The sequence below is a fragment of the Azospirillum sp. BE72 genome (assembly GCF_031455875.1).
GTDB lineage: Bacteria > Pseudomonadota > Alphaproteobacteria > Azospirillales > Azospirillaceae > Azospirillum.
On the sequence record NZ_JAVDTO010000015.1, the window covers coordinates 115,327 to 131,928 of the forward strand.

The window sequence follows — 16,602 nt, forward strand, 5'->3', positions numbered from 1 at the left end:
CTGTCCCCGGGGGGGAGAGGGGGATTGCCCCGGGTGGTTTGAGGGCGGGAAGAGGCATCCTCACCGCCCTCCCCGGCTGGCCGCTGCTGGTCGGGCTGCTCGTGCTGCTGCCGGTTCTGCGCCTGCTGTGGGAGGCCGGCGATCCGGCGGTGCTCGCGCGCGTGCTCGACTCCCCGGCCACCTGGCGGGCCACCGGCAACAGCATCGCCATCGCCGCCGGAGCCACTCTGGCGGCGGCGCTGATCGGCGGACCCTTCGCCCTGCTGATCGGGCTGACCGACCTGCGCGCCCGCACGGCGATGACCTTCGCCCTGATCCTGCCGCTGATGATTCCGCCGCAGATCGTGGCGATGGCCTGGACCCACCTCGCCGGGTCCGGCAGTCCGATCCTGAAGCCGCTGGGCCTCGCCCCGCCGGTCGGCACGCCGAACCCGGTGCAGTCGGCGATGGGCATGGTGCTGGTGATGGGGATCGAACATGCCCCGCTGGTCTTCCTCGCCCTGCGCGCAGCGCTCCGTGCCATCCCCGGCGACGTGCTGGAGGCGGCGCGGGCCTCCGGGGCCGGTCCCTGGCGCGCGGTGCGTGGCGTGGTGCTGCCGCTCTGCCTGCCGGGGCTGATCGCCGGGCTCGCCATGGCCTTCGTCGCGGCGCTGGGGAATTTCGGGGTTCCGGCGTTGCTGGGCGTGCCGGCCGGCATCCCGATGCTGCCAACGCTGATCTACCGGAGGCTCGCCGGCTTCGGTCCTTCAGCCCTGCCCGAGGTGGCGGTGCTGGCCGCGCTGATCGGCCTCATCGCCTGCCTGGGCATCGCCGCCCAGACCATCCTGCAATCGCGCATCGCCACCCGCCTGCCCGGCGGCGCCCGTCCGCTGGCGCCGCTGCCGCTCGGTGCAGCCCGCGCACCGGTCGAGACGATGGCCTGGGGCGTTCTTCTGCTGCTGGTGGCCGCCCCGCTGGTGGCGTTGCTGGCGACCAGCCTCGTCCGGGTCTATGGCCTGCCCATCGGTTTCGACACGCTGACGCTGGCCCATTACCGCGAGGTGCTGGCGCTCGATCAGGTCGGGCGCGCCTTCGCCAATTCGGTGCTGCTGTCGGGATCGGCCGCGTTGCTGCTCGCCCTGCTGGCGATCCCGCTGGCCCACACCATGGCACGGAGCGGTGGTGCCGGGCGGATTGCCCGCGCGGTCGGGGTGCTGGTGGAACTGCCGCATGCCGTGCCGGGGGTGGTGCTGGGCATCGGCTGCATTCTGCTGTTCCTGAAGCCGTTGCCGGGGCTTGGCTTCAGCCTGTACGGCACTCTGTGGATCATCCTGGCAGCCTATCTGGTCCGATTCCTGCCGCTGGCCTTGCGTCCCGTCCAGGCAGCCTGTTCAGCCCTCGACCCGACGGTGGAGGAAGCCGCACGCGCGCTCGGCGCCGGGCCGTTGCGCCGCCTGCTGACGGTGGTGGCGCCGCTGGTCGCGCCGGCGGCAGCGGCCGGCGGGTTGCTGGTCTTCCTGACCGCCTTCAACGAGCTGACCGTTTCCATTCTGCTGTGGTCGCAGGGGCGGGAAACGCTCGGCGTCGTCGTCTATGCGCTGGAGGAAGGCGGCAGCCCGACGCTGGGAGCCGCCCTGGGCGTCATCGCCATTCTGGTGGTGCTGGCGGCCATGATCGCCGCCGGAGCGCTGGGCCGCCGCCTGCCGCCGGGCGTGGTGCCCTGGCGGGAATAAACGTCTCAGGCCGGCAGCCCCGCCGCCTTGCGCACCGCCTCCAGCACGGACAGCACGTCGCGCGCCTGCTCCGCCGTCACCGGCGGAGGCGCGCCGTCGAGGATCGCCCCCGCCACCCCGCGGTAGAAGGCGGGATAGTCGCCGCGCAGCGTTTCCACCCGACGTTCGCTCCCGTCGGCCTGGACCAGCAGGGCGTGGTTCTGCGGATCGTCCAGGCCCCAGTCCGCTTCGGTCGGCTTGCGGCCGGCGCGCAGCGCCGCCTCCTGCCCGTCCATGCCATGCTTCAGGAAGCTGCCGCGGTCGCCATGAAGCTGGAAGCGCGGTCCCGGCCGGCAGACCACCGTTCCGCAATGGAGGATCGCCCGCATCGGCCCATACCCGAGCACGATGTGGAACCAGTCGTCGACCTGCGCATCCGGCCGCTGGGCCCCGACATCGGCGAGGATGCGGTCGGGCATGCCGAACAGGGTCAGCGCCTGATCGATCAGATGGGCGCCGAGGTCGAACAGCACCCCCGATCCGGCCAGGGTCTGCTCCCGCCAGCCCTGCTTGATCTGCGGCCGGAAGCGGTCGAAATGCGCCTCGTAGTGATAGGGGCGGCCGACCCCGCCGCTCTCCAGGCAGGCGCGCAGAGTGAGGAAGTCGTTGTCCCAGCGGCGGTTCTGGAAGACGGTCAGCAGCCGCCCCTGCCGCTCGGCAAGCGCGATCAGTTCGTCGGCCTCCGCCGCGGTGGTCGCCATCGGCTTGTCGATCACCACATGCTTGCCGGCCAGCAGCGCCTCGCGCGCCAAGGGGGCGTGGCTGGTGTTGGGGGTGGCGATCACCACCAGATCGATGTTTGGGTCGGCGATCACCGCCTCGACCGTCGTCGCCTCCGCCCCCGGCGCGCTGCGGCGGATGTCGTCGGTGCGCGAACTGGCGACCGCCTTCAATTGCAGGCGCGGCTCGCTCAGGATCAGCGGCGCGTGGAACACCGACCCGGCAAGGCCGAATCCCAGCAGACCGACCGACAGGCTCCTCATCGTCTCTCCCCTTCCCCAAGGCTGGCAACCGGCACAGCAGATGGGCGTCCGGCGGGGAGCGGCCAAGGGGCTATCGACCAGGGCCGGGCGACACCACCGACCCTGGCCGGCTCCTCCCTACGGAGTGATCGCCACCTTCAGCACGCCGTCGCGCTGGTGGCCGAACAGTTCGTATGCCTCCTCGATACGGTCCAGCGTGAAGCGGTGGGTGACCAGCGGCTTCAGATCCACCCGACCGGAGGCGACGACCGCCATCAGCCGGCGCATCCGCTCCTTGCCGCCGGGGCAGAGCGAGGTGACGATGGTGTGGTCGCCCAGCCCCGCCGCGAACGGCCCCAGCGGAATGCGCAGGTCGCCCGAATAGACGCCGAGGCTGGACAGCGTGCCGCCCGGCCGCAGGACGCGCAGCGCCGCCTCGAAGGTCGCCTGGGTGCCGAGCGCCTCGATGGCGACGTCGACGCCGCGGCCGTCGGTCAGCCGCATGATCTCCTCCACCGGATCAGCTTCGCGGAAGTTGACCACATGATCGGCGCCCATCCGCCGCGCCATCTCCATCCGCGCCGGCACGGCGTCGACGGCGATGATGGTGGTGGCGCCCTTCAGCTTGGCTCCGGCGGTGGCGCACAGCCCGATGGGACCTTGCGCGAACACCGCCACTGTGTCGCCGATGCGGATGTTGCCGCGCTCCGCCCCGGCGAAGCCGGTGGACATGATGTCGGGGCACATCAGCACTTCTTCATCCGTCAGATTGTCGGGGACGGGGGCGAGGTTGGTCATCGCGTCCGGCACCAGCAGATAGTCTGCTTGGCTACCATCGATGGTGTTGCCGAACCGCCAGCCGCCCAGCGGCTTCCAGCCATGCCTGGTGCCGGCGCCGTCCTGCGAATGACAGCCGCACAGGCAGGCATTGCTGTGGCCGCTGGGAGTGATCGCCCCGGCGATCACCCGCTGCCCCTCGCGATAGCCGCTGACGGCGGACCCCAGCTTCTCGATGGTGCCGACTGGTTCGTGCCCGATGGTCAAGCCGCGCGCGACCGGATATTCGCCCTTCAGGATGTGGATGTCGGTGCCGCAGATCGTCGTCGTGGTGATGCGGATCAGCGCGTCGAGCGGTCCGACGTCGGGGATCGGCTTGTCGTCCAGCACGATGCGGCCCGGTTCGACGAACACCGCCGCTTTCATCATGACCATGGCGTCCTCCCATTATGGTGGCCGCCGGTCGAGGGGCTGTTTGGCGTGACCTTCGCAAACGGCCCGCGGCCGGCGCTGTGCTTCACGCCCGCCAGTCTAGCGTAGCCGGGAGGACGCCGCGTTGATGCAGATTAAATATGGAGCGGAAGAGTGGGTTTCGATGCGTCGCCGCCCATCTTGATGCCCGCTGAAGCTCGATTAGATTTTGCCCGCGCCGGAGTGCCTCACGCTACAGGACCCCGGCATATTCGAAGACCGTGTCATGCATGTTGCTCTGCGGAGGATGTGTGCGATGCCAGCGACCAGACCCTTGCATTCCCCAATCGGCCGGACCGGAGAGTGCGAGCGCCCACGATAACGGCTGAACTCCGGCGCGCCCGACAGCAACAAATCACAAGAACATATCTTTGCCTGTGTCTGCGACGGCGGTCACGGGCACTCTGCGTTGCTCAATTCTCCAAATAAATCTGAAATCTATTCTCAAAAAATCTTCTTGACTGCATGATCGGTCTGAGTAAATTCCCGAACCGAAAGCGCGGCCCATTCGGGCGCTCTTGAGAAAGACCGACATTCGCTTAAGAAAAAGGAGTGTCACACCATGAAGTTCAAACCGCTTCACGACCGCGTTCTGGTCCGCCGCGTCGAATCCGACACCAAGACGAAGGGCGGCATCATCATCCCCGACACCGCCAAGGAAAAGCCGCAGGAGGGCGAGGTCATCGCCGTCGGTGCGGGCGCGCGGGACGAGGCCGGCAAGCTGGTGGCTCTCGACGTGAAGCCCGGCGACCGCGTGCTGTTCGGCAAATGGTCCGGCACCGAGGTGAAGATCGACGGCGAGGATCTCCTGATCATGAAGGAGAGCGACATCCTCGGCGTGATCGAGACTGCCGCCGAACCCGCCAAGAAGGCCGCGTGATAGGGGAGGAACAGGACCATGGCTGCAAAGGACGTGAAGTTCGGCTCCATCGCCCGCGACAAGATGCTGCGCGGCGTGGACATCCTGGCCGACGCCGTGAAGGTCACGCTGGGCCCGAAGGGCCGCAACGTGGTGATCGAGAAGTCGTTCAGCGCCCCGCGCATCACCAAGGACGGCGTGTCGGTCGCCAGGGAGATCGAGCTGGCCGACAAGTTCGAGAACATGGGCGCGCAGATGCTGCGCGAGGTGGCGTCGAAGACCGCCGATCTGGCCGGTGACGGCACCACCACCGCCACCGTGCTGGCCCAGGCCATCGTGCGGGAGGGCGCGAAGTCGGTTGCCGCCGGCATCAACCCGATGGACCTGAAGCGCGGCATCGACATGGCGGTCGACGCCGTGGTGACGGAGCTGAAGGCCCGCTCCAAGAAGGTGACCACCAACGAGGAGATCGCCCAGGTCGGCACCATCTCCGCCAACGGCGACCGCGAGATCGGCGACATGCTGGCCCGCGCGATGGAGAAGGTCGGCAACGAAGGCGTCATCACGGTCGAGGAGGCCAAGAGCCTGGAGACCGAGCTGGATGTCGTCGAGGGCATGCAGTTCGACCGCGGCTATACCTCGCCCTACTTCGTCACCAACGCCGACAAGATGCAGGTGGAACTGGATGACCCGTACATCCTGATCCACGACAAGAAGCTGTCCGGCATCCAGGCGATCGTCCCGGTCCTGGAAAAGGTCGTGCAGTCAGGCAAGCCGCTGCTGATCATCGCCGAGGAGGTCGAGGGCGAGGCGCTGGCGACCCTGGTGGTCAACCGCCTGCGCGGCGGCCTGAAGGTCGCGGCGGTGAAGGCCCCCGGCTTCGGCGACCGCCGCAAGGCCATGCTGGAGGACATCGCCATCCTGACCGGCGGCCAGGTGATCAGCGAGGATCTCGGCATCAAGCTGGACGGCGTCACCATCGACATGCTGGGCCGCGCCGGCAAGGTGGTGATCACCAAGGACAACACCACCATCGTCAACGGTGTCGGGTCGACGGACGACATCAAGGCCCGCTGCACCCAGATCCGCCAGCAGATCGAGGAGACGACCTCCGACTACGACCGCGAGAAGCTGCAGGAGCGGCTGGCCAAGCTGGCCGGCGGCGTCGCGGTGATCCGCGTCGGCGGCGCCACCGAGGTCGAGGTGAAGGAGCGCAAGGACCGCGTCGACGACGCCATGCACGCCACCCGCGCGGCGGTGGAGGAAGGCATCCTGCCCGGCGGCGGCGTGGCGCTCGCCCGTGCGGTTTCGGTGCTGGAGAGCGTCAAGCCGGCCAACGACGACCAGCGCGTCGGCGTGGAGATCGTGCGCCGGGCGCTGAGTGCGCCGGTGCGCCAGATCGCCGCCAATGCCGGTGTCGACGGCTCGATCATCGTCGGCAAGCTGCACGACAGCAAGGAGTACAGCGTCGGTTACGACGCGGCCAAGGGCGAATGGTGCGATCTGGTGAAGGCCGGCATCATCGACCCGGCCAAGGTGGTGCGCACCGCCCTGCAGGACGCGGCCTCCGTCGCCGGACTGCTGATCACCACCGAGGCGATGGTCGCCCAACTGCCGGAGAAGAAGCCTGCGGTTCCCGCCCCCGGCGCCGACATGGACTTCTGAGCCGGGTCTTTCCGACAGGCCTCCCAGCCGAACGGTTTCGGACTGGATGTTCCCTGAACGGGGTCGCGCCACATTGGCGCGGCCCCTTTTTTCTCAGTGGACGAATGACTTGCCCGGAACCGGCAGGGGGAATCGCAGGGTTGCCTTCACCCCCTCCTCCGGCAGCGGCTGGATGTCCAGACTGCCGCGCAGCTGCAGGGCCAGCTGCTGCATGATCTTGCCGCCCAGTCCGGTCCCCTGCGGCCGATCCGACAGGATGCCGACCCCATCGTCGCAGACGCGCAGCACGCAGTCCTTTCCCTCCTTGCGGAAGCTGAGGTCGATCCGGCCAGAGCGTCCGTCAGGAAAGGCGTATTTCAGTGCATTGGTGATCAGCTCGTTGGCGATGGTGCCGACCGCGATGGCAACGCCCATGTCCAGCACGACGTCCTCCACCTCGGCGTCGACCGCCACCGGCCGCACCCCGACCACGCCGAGCTGGAGATCCTCCACCAAGCTTTCCAGGAACTCCTTGGAATTGACGACGGTGACACCCTCGACACGGCGCAGACGGACATAGACCCGGGCCAGCACGCCGATACGCTCTATGGTGCCGCCGACGATCTCCTGCGGATTTTCCGACCGGTGGGCCGCCAGCATCAGCTGGGCGCAGATTTGCTGCAGATCGTTGCGGATGCGATGGTGGATCTCGTGCAGCATCAGCTCCTTTTCCTCGTTGACCGCCGACAGCTGGTCCCAGGATTGGCGGAGTTGCTTGTTCGCCCGATGCAGGGCATCCGCGACCGCGGCGATGCCGAACCCCAAGGCCATGTAGATCAGAAAGGCCAGTCTGTCGCCAGGATCCGCGATCCACAGCAAGCCTTCCGGCTTCATGAAAAACCAGGCCGAACACACCCCCGACAGGATCGTGGCCACGAACCCCGATCCGCGGTCGAACAGGATTGAAATCAGGAAGATGGTGGGAATGAAGACCAGAAATGGATATTTGAAAAGGAGCGGATCGAGCATATAGCGCACCAACGTCGTAAGCCCGACCAGCGCAAATGTAATCCCGTAGCGCGCCCAAGCGGAACGCGGCAAGCTGGACGACAGCCAGTGCAGAACCTTTTCCATACCGCGCGCACGATTCACGACGACAGGTCTCCGTACAGCAGGATCCAACCCATAACAGCTGAACTCTTCATACGGCCTGCGCCGACGTACGGATTGGGGTGACACCCTCAAGACGGGAGCCGGCGATCCGTCCGGAGGGATTCTTTCGGCGAGCGGATCTTGGCCGCCCCGCCGATACCCCCATCTGAAAGGCCTCACCGATCACCGGAGGATCTTGATGCGCAGCACCCTGACCCTGTCGGCCGCCCTTCTCGCCGCCCTCGCCGCCACCCCTGCCCTCGCCCAATCGGGCGCCGGACAGGTGGTCAAGACCGTCCAGACCAGCGCCGGCCCGGTGGCGGTCAGCCGGTTCGCCGATGGGTTGGAGCGGCCCTGGGGCATCGATTTCCTGCCGGACGGCCGGGCGCTGGTGACGGAAAAGCCGGGGCGGCTGCGCATCGTGGCGCGCGACGGCACTCTCTCCGCCCCACTCGGCGGCACGCCAAAGGTTCTGGTCCAGGGTCAGGGCGGGCTGATGGACGTGGCGGTCGATCCGCAATTCCCGCAGAACCGGACCATCTATCTCGCCTATGCTGAGGCCGGCGACAACGGCCTGTCCGGAACGGCGCTGGGGCGCGGCACGCTGACAGACCGTGGGATCGAGAATTTCCAGGTCATCTTCCGCCAGTCGCCCAAGATGGACGGCGGCCACCATTACGGCACCCGGATCGTCTTCTCGGGCGACGGCCAAATCTTCCTGACGCTGGGCGAACGCAACAAACTGAACCCGGCGCAGGACCGCAACGCCACGCTGGGCAAGGTGGTGCGCCTGAACCGCGACGGCTCGCCGCCCAAGGACAACCCCTTCGCCGGCGAAGGCAAGGTGGCGGCCAGCGTCTGGTCCTATGGCCACCGCAACATCGAGGCGGCGGCCATCGATCCGCGCACCGGCTCGCTGTGGATCGCGGAGATGGGACCGGCGGGCGGTGACGAGCTGAACCGGCCGGAAGCCGGCAAGAATTACGGCTGGCCGCTGGTCAGCTGGGGCAACCACTACGACGGCCGCGACATCCCCGATCCGCCGACCCGCAAGGAGTTCACCGACGCGGTCATCCACTGGACGCCAGTGATTTCGCCATCCGGCATGGCCTTCTACCAGGGCAGCCTGTTCCCCAGCTGGCAGGGCAGCGCCCTGATCGGCGGCCTGAGCGCCAGGGCGCTGGTGCGGGTCGCCATCGACGGCACCACCGCGAAGGAGGCGGAGCGCATTCCGCTCGACGCGCGCATCCGCGATGTGGCACAGGGTCCCGACGGCGCCCTCTATGTGATCACCGATGCTTCCGACGGCGCGGTCCTGCGGCTGGCGCCGGCGAAATAGCCTCCGAAGGATGGGGGCGCAAAGGACAGGGGCCGATGAGGATCCGCGACTACCGACCGTCAGACGCCCCGGTGCTGGCGCAGATCTACGCCCGTTCCGTCCGCGGCATCGGTCCGCGTTTCTACAATTCAGAGCAGGTGGAGGCCTGGGCGGCGCTGGCGCCGACGGTGGAGCGGGTGAGGGAAGCCTATGGCGATGGGCGGGTCGCCCTGGTCGCGGTGGACGACGACGACCAGCCGGTCGCCTTCAGCGACGTGGAGCCGGACGGCCACATCAATTTCCTCTACTGCGCGCCGGAGGCGGCCGGGCAGGGCACCATGTCGGCGTTGGTCGACCTGCTGGAGGACCGTGCCGCGGCATTGGGCTACCCCCGTCTTCATGTGGAGGCGAGCGAGGCCGCCCGCCCCTTTTTCCTGCGCCGCGGCTTCACGCTGCTGGCGCGCCGCGAGCTGCGGATCGGCGACGTGCCGATCCACAACTATGCGATGGAGAAGCGGTTGGGGAGGGGCCGAATTTAGGCGAAGCTAGACCCCCACCTAACCTCCCCCGCTGGGCGGGGGAGGGACTGCCGCCGAACTTTGGCAAAGCTCCTGTCCCCCTCCCCCGCCCAGCGGGGGAGGGTTGGGGTGGGGGCACGATGATAGAACGCCCCCCTTACCGTTCGATTTCCTTGTTCCAGCGCTGGTTCCAGTCCGGGCGCTTCTCGTTGATGACGTCCCAGTCGACCGTCACCGCGGTCTTCATGTAGCCCTGGAACTTGTTCATGTCGTCGGCGACGTCGGCCGGGGCCTTGACCGTGGTGTTGGACGGGATCTGCGCGCCGTACTGCAGGGCGGCCAACTGCGCTTCCGGACTCAGCAGATAGGCGGCGAGCTTCTGGGCGGCTTCGTTGTCCGGGTTCTTGGCGACGACGCATTCGCCGACCATCAGGACGACCGAGCCTTCCTTGGGCTGGACATACTCGACCGGAATGCCCTTTGCCTTCAGCGTGCCGACGCCGGTCGGGGTCAGCGGGAAGATCGCCGCTTCACCGGTCTGCACCATTTCCGCGATCTTGGCGGAGCTGGGGATGTATTCCAGCACGTTGGGACCGATGGTCTTGCGCCAGGTGGTGAAGCCCGGATCGACGTTGGTCTCGCTGCCGCCCTTGATGCGGTTGTACATCAGGAAGGCATGCAGGCCGAAGGAGCTGCTGGCGGCCGACTGGACGACGATCTTGCCCTTGTACTTGGCGTCGGCCAGATCCATCCAGCTGGTCGGCGGCGCCCAGCCCTTCTCCTCGAACATCGCCTTGTTATAGGCGAGGCCGGTCATGCCCATGTTGACGCCGACCGCCATGTCGCCCTTCATGCGCGAGGACGGATAGACCTGATCCAGCACCGGCGACGGTTCGATCTTCTGGCACAGGCCCATGCCGATGGCGCGGTACATCAGCCCGTCGTCCAGGAAGACGACGTGCATCTGCGGGTTGTCCTTCTGCGCCTGCAGCTTCGCCAGAATGTCCGACGAGGTGCCGGGGACGACCACCACCTTGATGCCGGTCGCCTTCTCGAAGGCGGGGAAGACATGCTCGGTGTAGGTCTTCTCCATCGTGCCGCCGTTCATGCCGATATAGACCGTCTTGGTCTGCGCGGCAGCGGGGGTGGAGAGGGCTGCGGCCGCCGTGATGGCAACCGTGGCGAGACCGGTGAGCGACAGGGAACGCAAGGTGGGCATGCAGTCCTCCAATGGGCCAAGGGGTGAGGTCTTAAGCGGTCGGTTGAAAGCGGTCGATGCGGAAAGGGTCCAGCGGCATCGCGGTCTCGCCGGTCGTGACCAGCTCGGCCAGCGTCTGACCGACGCCGGGGCCGATCTGGAACCCGGCGCCGGAGAAGCCGAAGGCGTGGAACAGGCCGGGCATGGTGCGGCTGGGGCCGATGATCGGGTTGCGGTCGGGCGTGTAGCCCTCCACCCCGGTCCAGCAGCGGATGACGTGGGCGTGGCGCAGTTGCGGGAACAGCTCCGCCGCGTCGCGCATCAGGGTCAGCACGGCGTCGCGTTGCGGCCGGGCGCGGTCGGCGTCCAGCGCGAAGCCGCGCCCACCGCCGACCACCATATTGCCGCGCGGCGCTTGCCGGCCATAGACCCCGCCACCCTCGACCCCGATGTTGACGTCGAGGAAGCGGGGCAGCGGCTCCGTCACCGCCATGTTGGGGTGGAGCGATTCCAGCGGCACCGGTTCGCCGAAGGCTTCCGCCACCCGCCATGACCAGGCACCGGCGGTGTTCAGCAGGAAACGGGCGCGGACCTCCAGATCGTCGCCGCTGAGCAGGACGAAGCGGTCGCCGTCCTTCTCCACCCGGTCGACCGGCGTCTGTTCGCGCACCACCGCACCCAGCCCGGCGGCGGCGCGGGCGAAAGCGGGAGAGACGAGGCGCGGGTTGGCATGGCCATCCTCTGGGCAGAGCGAGCCGCCGATGGCCCGGTCGCCCAGCGCCGGCCAGCGCCGGCGGAACTCCTCGCCCTGGATGATCTCCAGCCCCAGGCCGAAGCCATGGCTGCGCTCACGATAATCGATCAGGGAGGCAAGATCGGGCTCGCTGCGCGCCAGCTTCAGATGGCCGGAGCGGATGTACTCGGCATCGGTGCCCAGCAGTTCCGGCAGGCGGCCCCAGATGGCATGGGCGCGCTGTGAGAGCGGCAGTTGCTCCAACGGGCGGCCCTGCCGGCGCACGCCGCCGAAATTGACGCCGCTCGCCTTGGCGCCGCACCAGTCGCGCTCCAGCAGCGTCACCGACAGGCCGGCCTGCCGCAGGAACAGCGCCGCGGAACCGCCGACGATTCCTCCGCCGACGACGGCGACGTCGCACTCGATCTGTTCCCTCATCACGCCACCTCCCTGCCGTCGTCAGTGCCCTCTCCCCCCCGGGGAGAGGGTTGGGTGAGGGGGACGCGCGGCGGAGCGCTTGTGGCGGGATGAAGCGTTGCGGATACCCGACCGGATCCTCGCAATGCTGCCCCCTCACCCTGACCCTCTCCCCGGGGGGGAGAGGGAATGATCGTGGCGATGGGGAGAGGCTTGATCGGCGGTTGCGCACGCAAACGCCCCACCCCATCCGGTCCGGTGCCCAGCGTGCGGGACAGCAGTTCCGCCGTGGTGGCGCCGCACATGCGCCCCTGGCAGCGGCCCATGCCGGCGCGGGTCAGCGCCTTGGCCCGGTTCATCTCGCGGGCCTGTCCGTTGCGGGCAACCTCACGCACGGCGCCGGCCGTCACGCCCTCGCAGCGGCAGATCATGGTGTCGTCGGCGATGGCGTCGGCCCAGTCCGCCGGAAACGGGAAGGCGGCGTTCAGCACCCGGCGGAAGGCGGCGATGCGGGCGAGCCGGCCGTCCAGATCCTTGACCCGCGCACCGTCCACCGGCAGCCTGCTATCCTCCAGCAGGGCCAGCGCCGCGCGCTCTCCGGCCAGTTCCGCCGCATCGGCGCCGGCGATGCCGCTGCCGTCGCCGGCCAGATAGACGCCGGGAACCGAACTGCGCCCCGCCCCGTCCCGTTCCGGCAGCCAAGCCCGGTCGGCCTCGTCGAAGCGGAAGCGGCAGCCGGCAAGGTCGGCCAGCTGAGTTTCCGACCGCAGGCCGAGCCCGAAGGCGACCGCATCGCAGGAGGTGCGCCGCTCGCGTCCGCGCGCATCGCGCCAGACCAGCGCCTCGACCCGCTCGGCTCCCTCGGCACGTACCGGACGGACGCCGTTGTGGATCGGCACGCCATGGGCGCGCAGCCAGCCGACGAATAGCAATCCCTTCGCCAGCGTCGCCGGATCGCGCAGCATGCCGGGGGTGGCGCGGGTCTGCGCGGTAAAGGAGGTGGTGTCGAACACCCCCGCCACTTCGACCCCGGCCTTCAGATACTGGTAGGCGACCAGATAGAGTAGCGGCCCGGTGCCGAGGAAAGCCACCCGCCGGCCGACGGCACAGCCCTGGAACTTCAGCGCCACCTGCGATCCGCCGAGCGTGAAGACGCCGGGCAGCGTCCAGCCGGGGAAGGGCAGAACGCGGTCGGTGGCGCCGGTCGCCAGGATCAGATGGCTGAAGGGCAGAGCATCGCTCGCCCCGTCGCACAGCAGGTCAAGCGCGCCGGCCTCGCAGTTCCACACCAGCGTGCGCGGGCGGTAGTCGACCCGGTCGCGGATTGCCGCCATGGCGCGGTGTAACGCGTCGGCCTTGCCCGCCTCGAACCCGTACAGCGCCTTCTTCGGGCGGGTGAAGCCGCCCTCCGGCGGCTGGCGGTAGATCTGGCCGCCCCAGCGCGCCGCCTCGTCCACCACCACCGGGCGCAGGCCGGCGGCGACCAGCCGCTCCGCCGCGCGGATGCCGGCCGGACCGGCGCCGACGATGACGGGAGGGAGGATCCGGCTCACGACGTCCACTCCCCGTTGCTCAGCAGGCGCATGCCGTCGGCGATGAAGGTGCCGCAGGCGCGCAGGCGCTCGCCCTCCTCCGTCCGCACCCAGCAATCCTGGCAAGCGCCCATCATGCAGAAGCCGGCGCGCGGGGTGTCGGCGAACTCCGTCCGGCGCAGCCGCTCCCCGTTGGTGAGCATGGCGGTCATGACGGTGTCGCCCTCCAGCGCCTCCACAGGGCGCCCGTCAAGGGTGAAGCGGACCACGCGCCGGCCCTGTTCGGCCACACGCTGCAGCAAAGCCATGATGACTGGACTCCGAAGAGAGAGGACGGCCGGAGCGGATGCTCAGTGCTGACCGACCAGGATGCGGTCCAACCCATAGACGCGGTCGAGCAGAAGCACGGCGACCGCGGTGATGCCGATGATCAGAGCCGACACCGCCGCCATCATCGGGTCGATGGATTCGGTGGCGTACATGTACATCCGCACCGGCAGCGTCACCGTGGACGGCGAGGTGATGAAGATGGACATGGTCAGCTCGTCGAAGCTGTTGATGAAGGCGATCAGCCAGCCGCCGGTGACGCCCGGCAGGATCATCGGCAGGGTGACGCGGCGGAACACCGTCGCCTCGCTGGCGCCCAGCGAGAAGGCCGCCTGCTCCACGCTGCGGTCGAAGCCGGAAATGGCGGCGATCAGCAGGCGCATCACATAGGGCGTGACGATGACGATGTGGGCGGCCACCAGCCAGCCGAAGCTGCCCGTGGCGCCGATCACCGCGAACAGCCGCAGCATGGCGACGCCCAGCACCAGATGCGGGATGATCAGCGGCGACAGGAACAGCGCGTTCAGAAAGCCGCGGCCGGGAAACTCCCAGCGCGTGATGGCAAGCGAGGCCGGCACCGCCAGCGCCACCGCCAGCGTCGCCGCCAGGAAGGCCAGCCACAGGCTGTTCCAGAAGGACTGTACGAAGTCGGGGTGGTGGAACACCGCCTCGAACCAGCGCAGCGAGAGTCCCTTTGTCGGCAGCGACAGCGTGTTCTCGGGCGTGAAGGCGACGAGACAGACGATGGCCAGCGGCGCCAGCATGAAGATGACGACCAGCGTGTGGAAAAGAAGGGCGACGGGTCCGTTGCGGGTCATGGCATCCTCACCCCAGCCGGCGGCGGTAATGGCCTTCCACCACGCGGTGGTAGGTCAGCATGATGATCAGGTTGGCGGCCAGCAGGATCACGGCGACGGCGGCCCCCATGGGCCAGTTCAGGTCGCTGAGATACTGGTCGTAGACCACGGTCGCGACCATCTTCAGCCGGCGCCCGCCCAGCAGGCCGGGAATGGCGAAGGCGCTGGCGCTGAGGCCGAAGACGATCAGGCTTCCCGACAGGATGCCGGGCAGGATCTGCGGCGCCACCACCCGGACGATGGCCGTCCCGCGCGAGGCGCCGAAGGACAGCGCCGCCTGCTCCACCGCCGGGTCCAGCTTCTGCAGCGAGGTCCAGACCGGGATGACCATGAAGGGCAACATGACGTGGACCAGCGCCACGACCACCGTGCCTTCGGTGTAGAGCAGCTTCATCCTGCCGATGCCGAGCGCGATCAGCGCCCCGTTCACCGGCCCTTCCGGCCCCAGCAGCATGCTCCAGCCGAAAGCGCGGACCACGACGGAGACCAGCAGCGGCGCCAGGATCACCAGCAGGAAGACCGAGCGCCAGGGATTGCCCATGCGGCTGAGGATGTAGGCCTCCGGCACGCCGATCACCACGCAGATGGCGGTCGCCAGCGCCGAGATCCGGAAGGTGCGGAAGAAGATCTCCAGGTAATACTCGTCGGTCAGGACCGACAGGTAATGCTCCAGCGTGAAGCCGCCGGTGCGCCCGGTCGCATAGTCGAACTGGTTGAAGGACAGCAGCGCCGTCAGGAACAGCGGCGTCAGCACCAGCGCCACGAACAGCAGCGCAGCAGGCGCCGACAGGAACAGCGGGGCGGACCGGACGCGGCGTTCCGGCGCCTCGTCGTCCGTGGTTGCGGCCGGCGCGCTGTCGGGAAGGGTGGCACTCATCAGGTCACCTCGAGCGCGACGTCGGGCGCCTCCGCCATGGCGCCGCGATGGACGCGCACCACGGACGGCGTCCACTCCAGCCCGATGGGCGCACCCTGCTCCGCCGGGGCGGAGCCGTCGTTCGGCGTCACCACCATCACCGTGCCGAGCGGCCCGTCGATATGATAGAGCCACTGGCTGCCCAGGAAGAAGCGGTCGGCGACACGGCCGGTCAGCAGCCCGTTCGCCGGAGCGGTCAAGTGCAGCTTTTCCGGCCGGATGCACAGCGTCACCGTCTCGCCCGCCGACAGGCCCGGCATTTCCACCGGCACGGCGATGCCGGCCAGCGACACCGTGGCGCCCGTGCCGCTGGCGGCGGTGACAGTACCCGGCAGCAGGTTGGTCTTGCCGACGAAGCGGGAGATGAACTCCGTCTCCGGATGCTCGTAGATGCGATAGGGCTGGTCGATCTGGGTAATGCGCCCGGCCTCCATCACCACGACGCGGTCGCTGATCGAAAAGGCCTCCGCCTGATCGTGGGTGACCATGACGGTGGTGGTGCCGACCTTGCGCTGAATCTCGCGCAGTTCGAACTGCATCGCCTCCCGCAGCTTGGCGTCCAGGTTCGACAGCGGTTCGTCCAGCAGCAGGACCGGCGGGCGGATCACCAGGGCTCTCGCCAAGGCCACGCGCTGGCGCTGCCCGCCCGACAGTTCGCGCGGGTAGCGCTTGGCGTAGGGGGAGAGGTGGACCAGCGACAGCGCCTCCTCCACCCGCGGCTTGCGCTCGCCTTTGGGCACGCGCTGCATCTCCAGGCCGAAGCTGACATTGTCGAACACGGTCATGTGCGGGAACAGCGCGTAGCTCTGGAACACGATGCCCAGCCCGCGGCTGTTCGCCTTGGCCCACGTGATGTCGCGCCCGTCCAGCCGGATGGTGCCGGCCGACGGTTCGACGAAACCGGCGATCATCTGCAGGGTCGTGGTCTTGCCGCAGCCCGACGGGCCGAGCAGAGAGACGAACTCCCCTTTTTCCACCGACAGCGACACGTCGCCGACCGCAGTCAGCGGCCCGTAACGCTTGGTGATGTTTTTCAATTCGAGGAACGACACGGGGGGAATTCTCCCTCTTGCTGACCCGGCCACTGTCTTTCGGGGCCTCACCTGTATGACCCGATGGTTCAGCGTGACCCCCGGTGGCGTCAATCCGCTTTTTCCGTCAGTAGAAAAG

General features: G+C 68.3%; 15 protein-coding genes. 5 read left to right on the top strand and 10 right to left on the bottom strand.

Features of this window, described 5'->3' with window-relative positions; translation table 11 throughout:
• Positions 1-38 precede the first annotated feature (38 nt).
• Positions 39-1,712 (top strand): iron ABC transporter permease, encoded by a 1,674-nt coding sequence (locus J2Y49_RS26070; RefSeq protein WP_310118162.1) that lies wholly within the window; start codon positions 39-41, stop codon positions 1,710-1,712.
• A 5-nt stretch (positions 1,713-1,717) separates the two neighbouring features.
• Here the strand turns inward: J2Y49_RS26070 and J2Y49_RS26075 are convergent, their stop codons facing one another.
• Positions 1,718-2,734 (bottom strand): oxidoreductase, encoded by a 1,017-nt coding sequence (locus J2Y49_RS26075; protein WP_310118163.1) that lies wholly within the window; start codon positions 2,732-2,734, stop codon positions 1,718-1,720.
• A gap of 117 nt (positions 2,735-2,851) precedes the next feature.
• Positions 2,852-3,925: an NAD(P)-dependent alcohol dehydrogenase gene (locus J2Y49_RS26080; RefSeq protein WP_310118164.1), complete on the bottom strand. Its 1,074-nt coding sequence runs from the start codon at positions 3,923-3,925 to the stop codon at positions 2,852-2,854.
• A 598-nt stretch (positions 3,926-4,523) separates the two neighbouring features.
• Here J2Y49_RS26080 and groES point away from each other — a divergent pair.
• The gene (groES, locus tag J2Y49_RS26085) at positions 4,524-4,841 is read left to right on the top strand and encodes a co-chaperone GroES (RefSeq protein WP_310118166.1); all 318 of its coding nucleotides are present in this window, start codon (positions 4,524-4,526) and stop codon (positions 4,839-4,841) included.
• 18 nt (positions 4,842-4,859) lie between these two features.
• Positions 4,860-6,485, top strand: coding sequence for a chaperonin GroEL (gene groL / locus J2Y49_RS26090; protein WP_310118168.1), 1,626 nt, complete (start codon positions 4,860-4,862; stop codon positions 6,483-6,485).
• Between the two features lie 93 nt (positions 6,486-6,578).
• On the opposite strand, the gene J2Y49_RS26095 is transcribed toward groL, so the two are convergent.
• On the bottom strand, positions 6,579-7,616 hold the full coding sequence (locus J2Y49_RS26095) for a DUF4118 domain-containing protein (RefSeq protein ID WP_310118169.1): 1,038 nt from the start codon (positions 7,614-7,616) through the stop codon (positions 6,579-6,581).
• A gap of 199 nt (positions 7,617-7,815) precedes the next feature.
• Here J2Y49_RS26095 and J2Y49_RS26100 point away from each other — a divergent pair, with 199 nt between their 5' ends.
• Both J2Y49_RS26100 and J2Y49_RS26105 read left to right on the top strand, forming a co-directional pair.
• The gene (locus J2Y49_RS26100) at positions 7,816-8,955 is read left to right on the top strand and encodes a PQQ-dependent sugar dehydrogenase (protein ID WP_310118171.1); all 1,140 of its coding nucleotides are present in this window, start codon (positions 7,816-7,818) and stop codon (positions 8,953-8,955) included.
• Positions 8,956-8,990: 35 nt separating this feature from the next.
• Entirely contained in the window at positions 8,991-9,473 is a 483-nt protein-coding gene (locus tag J2Y49_RS26105; RefSeq protein ID WP_310118174.1) for a GNAT family N-acetyltransferase, read from the top strand.
• Positions 9,474-9,609: 136 nt separating this feature from the next.
• Here J2Y49_RS26105 and J2Y49_RS26110 read toward each other — a convergent pair whose 3' ends face one another.
• Genes J2Y49_RS26110 through J2Y49_RS26140 form a run of 7 tightly spaced genes read right to left on the bottom strand, consistent with a single transcriptional unit; the run spans position 9,610 to position 16,484 of the window.
• Positions 9,610-10,671, bottom strand: a complete 1,062-nt coding sequence (locus tag J2Y49_RS26110; RefSeq protein WP_310118176.1) for an ABC transporter substrate-binding protein — start codon at positions 10,669-10,671, stop codon at positions 9,610-9,612.
• 31 nt (positions 10,672-10,702) lie between these two features.
• Positions 10,703-11,821, bottom strand: coding sequence for an FAD-binding oxidoreductase (locus tag J2Y49_RS26115; protein ID WP_310118178.1), 1,119 nt, complete (start codon positions 11,819-11,821; stop codon positions 10,703-10,705).
• Positions 11,821-13,362: an NAD(P)/FAD-dependent oxidoreductase gene (locus J2Y49_RS26120; protein WP_310118180.1), complete on the bottom strand. Its 1,542-nt coding sequence runs from the start codon at positions 13,360-13,362 to the stop codon at positions 11,821-11,823. The genes J2Y49_RS26115 and J2Y49_RS26120 overlap by 1 nt, the downstream gene beginning before the upstream one ends.
• Positions 13,350-13,640: a (2Fe-2S)-binding protein gene (locus tag J2Y49_RS26125; RefSeq protein WP_310118181.1), complete on the bottom strand. Its 291-nt coding sequence runs from the start codon at positions 13,638-13,640 to the stop codon at positions 13,350-13,352. The genes J2Y49_RS26120 and J2Y49_RS26125 overlap by 13 nt, the downstream gene beginning before the upstream one ends.
• Before the next feature lie 42 nt (positions 13,641-13,682).
• Complete coding sequence (locus J2Y49_RS26130; RefSeq protein ID WP_310118183.1) at positions 13,683-14,477, bottom strand: ABC transporter permease; 795 nt, start codon at positions 14,475-14,477, stop codon at positions 13,683-13,685.
• A 7-nt stretch (positions 14,478-14,484) separates the two neighbouring features.
• The gene (locus J2Y49_RS26135; RefSeq protein WP_310118185.1) at positions 14,485-15,393 is read right to left on the bottom strand and encodes an ABC transporter permease; all 909 of its coding nucleotides are present in this window, start codon (positions 15,391-15,393) and stop codon (positions 14,485-14,487) included.
• A complete protein-coding gene (locus J2Y49_RS26140) occupies positions 15,393-16,484 on the bottom strand; it encodes an ABC transporter ATP-binding protein (RefSeq protein WP_310118187.1) in 1,092 nt (363 codons plus the stop codon). Before J2Y49_RS26140 ends, J2Y49_RS26135 begins: the two co-directional genes overlap by 1 nt.
• Between the last annotated feature and the right edge of the window lie 118 nt (positions 16,485-16,602).

Bases quoted from the DNA above. Each gene is read 5' to 3' on its own strand.
- J2Y49_RS26115 (WP_310118178.1), bottom strand. From the start codon at position 11,821: ATGAGGGAACAGATCGAGTGCGACGTCGCCGTCGTCGGCGGAGGAATC.
- J2Y49_RS26125 (WP_310118181.1), bottom strand. From the start codon at position 13,640: ATGGCTTTGCTGCAGCGTGTGGCCGAACAGGGCCGGCGCGTGGTCCGC.
- J2Y49_RS26105 (WP_310118174.1), top strand. From the start codon at position 8,991: ATGAGGATCCGCGACTACCGACCGTCAGACGCCCCGGTGCTGGCGCAG.
- groL (WP_310118168.1), top strand. From the start codon at position 4,860: ATGGCTGCAAAGGACGTGAAGTTCGGCTCCATCGCCCGCGACAAGATG.
- J2Y49_RS26075 (WP_310118163.1), bottom strand. From the start codon at position 2,734: ATGAGGAGCCTGTCGGTCGGTCTGCTGGGATTCGGCCTTGCCGGGTCG.
- J2Y49_RS26100 (WP_310118171.1), top strand. From the start codon at position 7,816: ATGCGCAGCACCCTGACCCTGTCGGCCGCCCTTCTCGCCGCCCTCGCC.
- J2Y49_RS26130 (WP_310118183.1), bottom strand. From the start codon at position 14,477: ATGACCCGCAACGGACCCGTCGCCCTTCTTTTCCACACGCTGGTCGTC.
- J2Y49_RS26135 (WP_310118185.1), bottom strand. From the start codon at position 15,393: ATGAGTGCCACCCTTCCCGACAGCGCGCCGGCCGCAACCACGGACGAC.
- J2Y49_RS26080 (WP_310118164.1), bottom strand. From the start codon at position 3,925: ATGGTCATGATGAAAGCGGCGGTGTTCGTCGAACCGGGCCGCATCGTG.
- groES (WP_310118166.1), top strand. From the start codon at position 4,524: ATGAAGTTCAAACCGCTTCACGACCGCGTTCTGGTCCGCCGCGTCGAA.
- J2Y49_RS26110 (WP_310118176.1), bottom strand. From the start codon at position 10,671: ATGCCCACCTTGCGTTCCCTGTCGCTCACCGGTCTCGCCACGGTTGCC.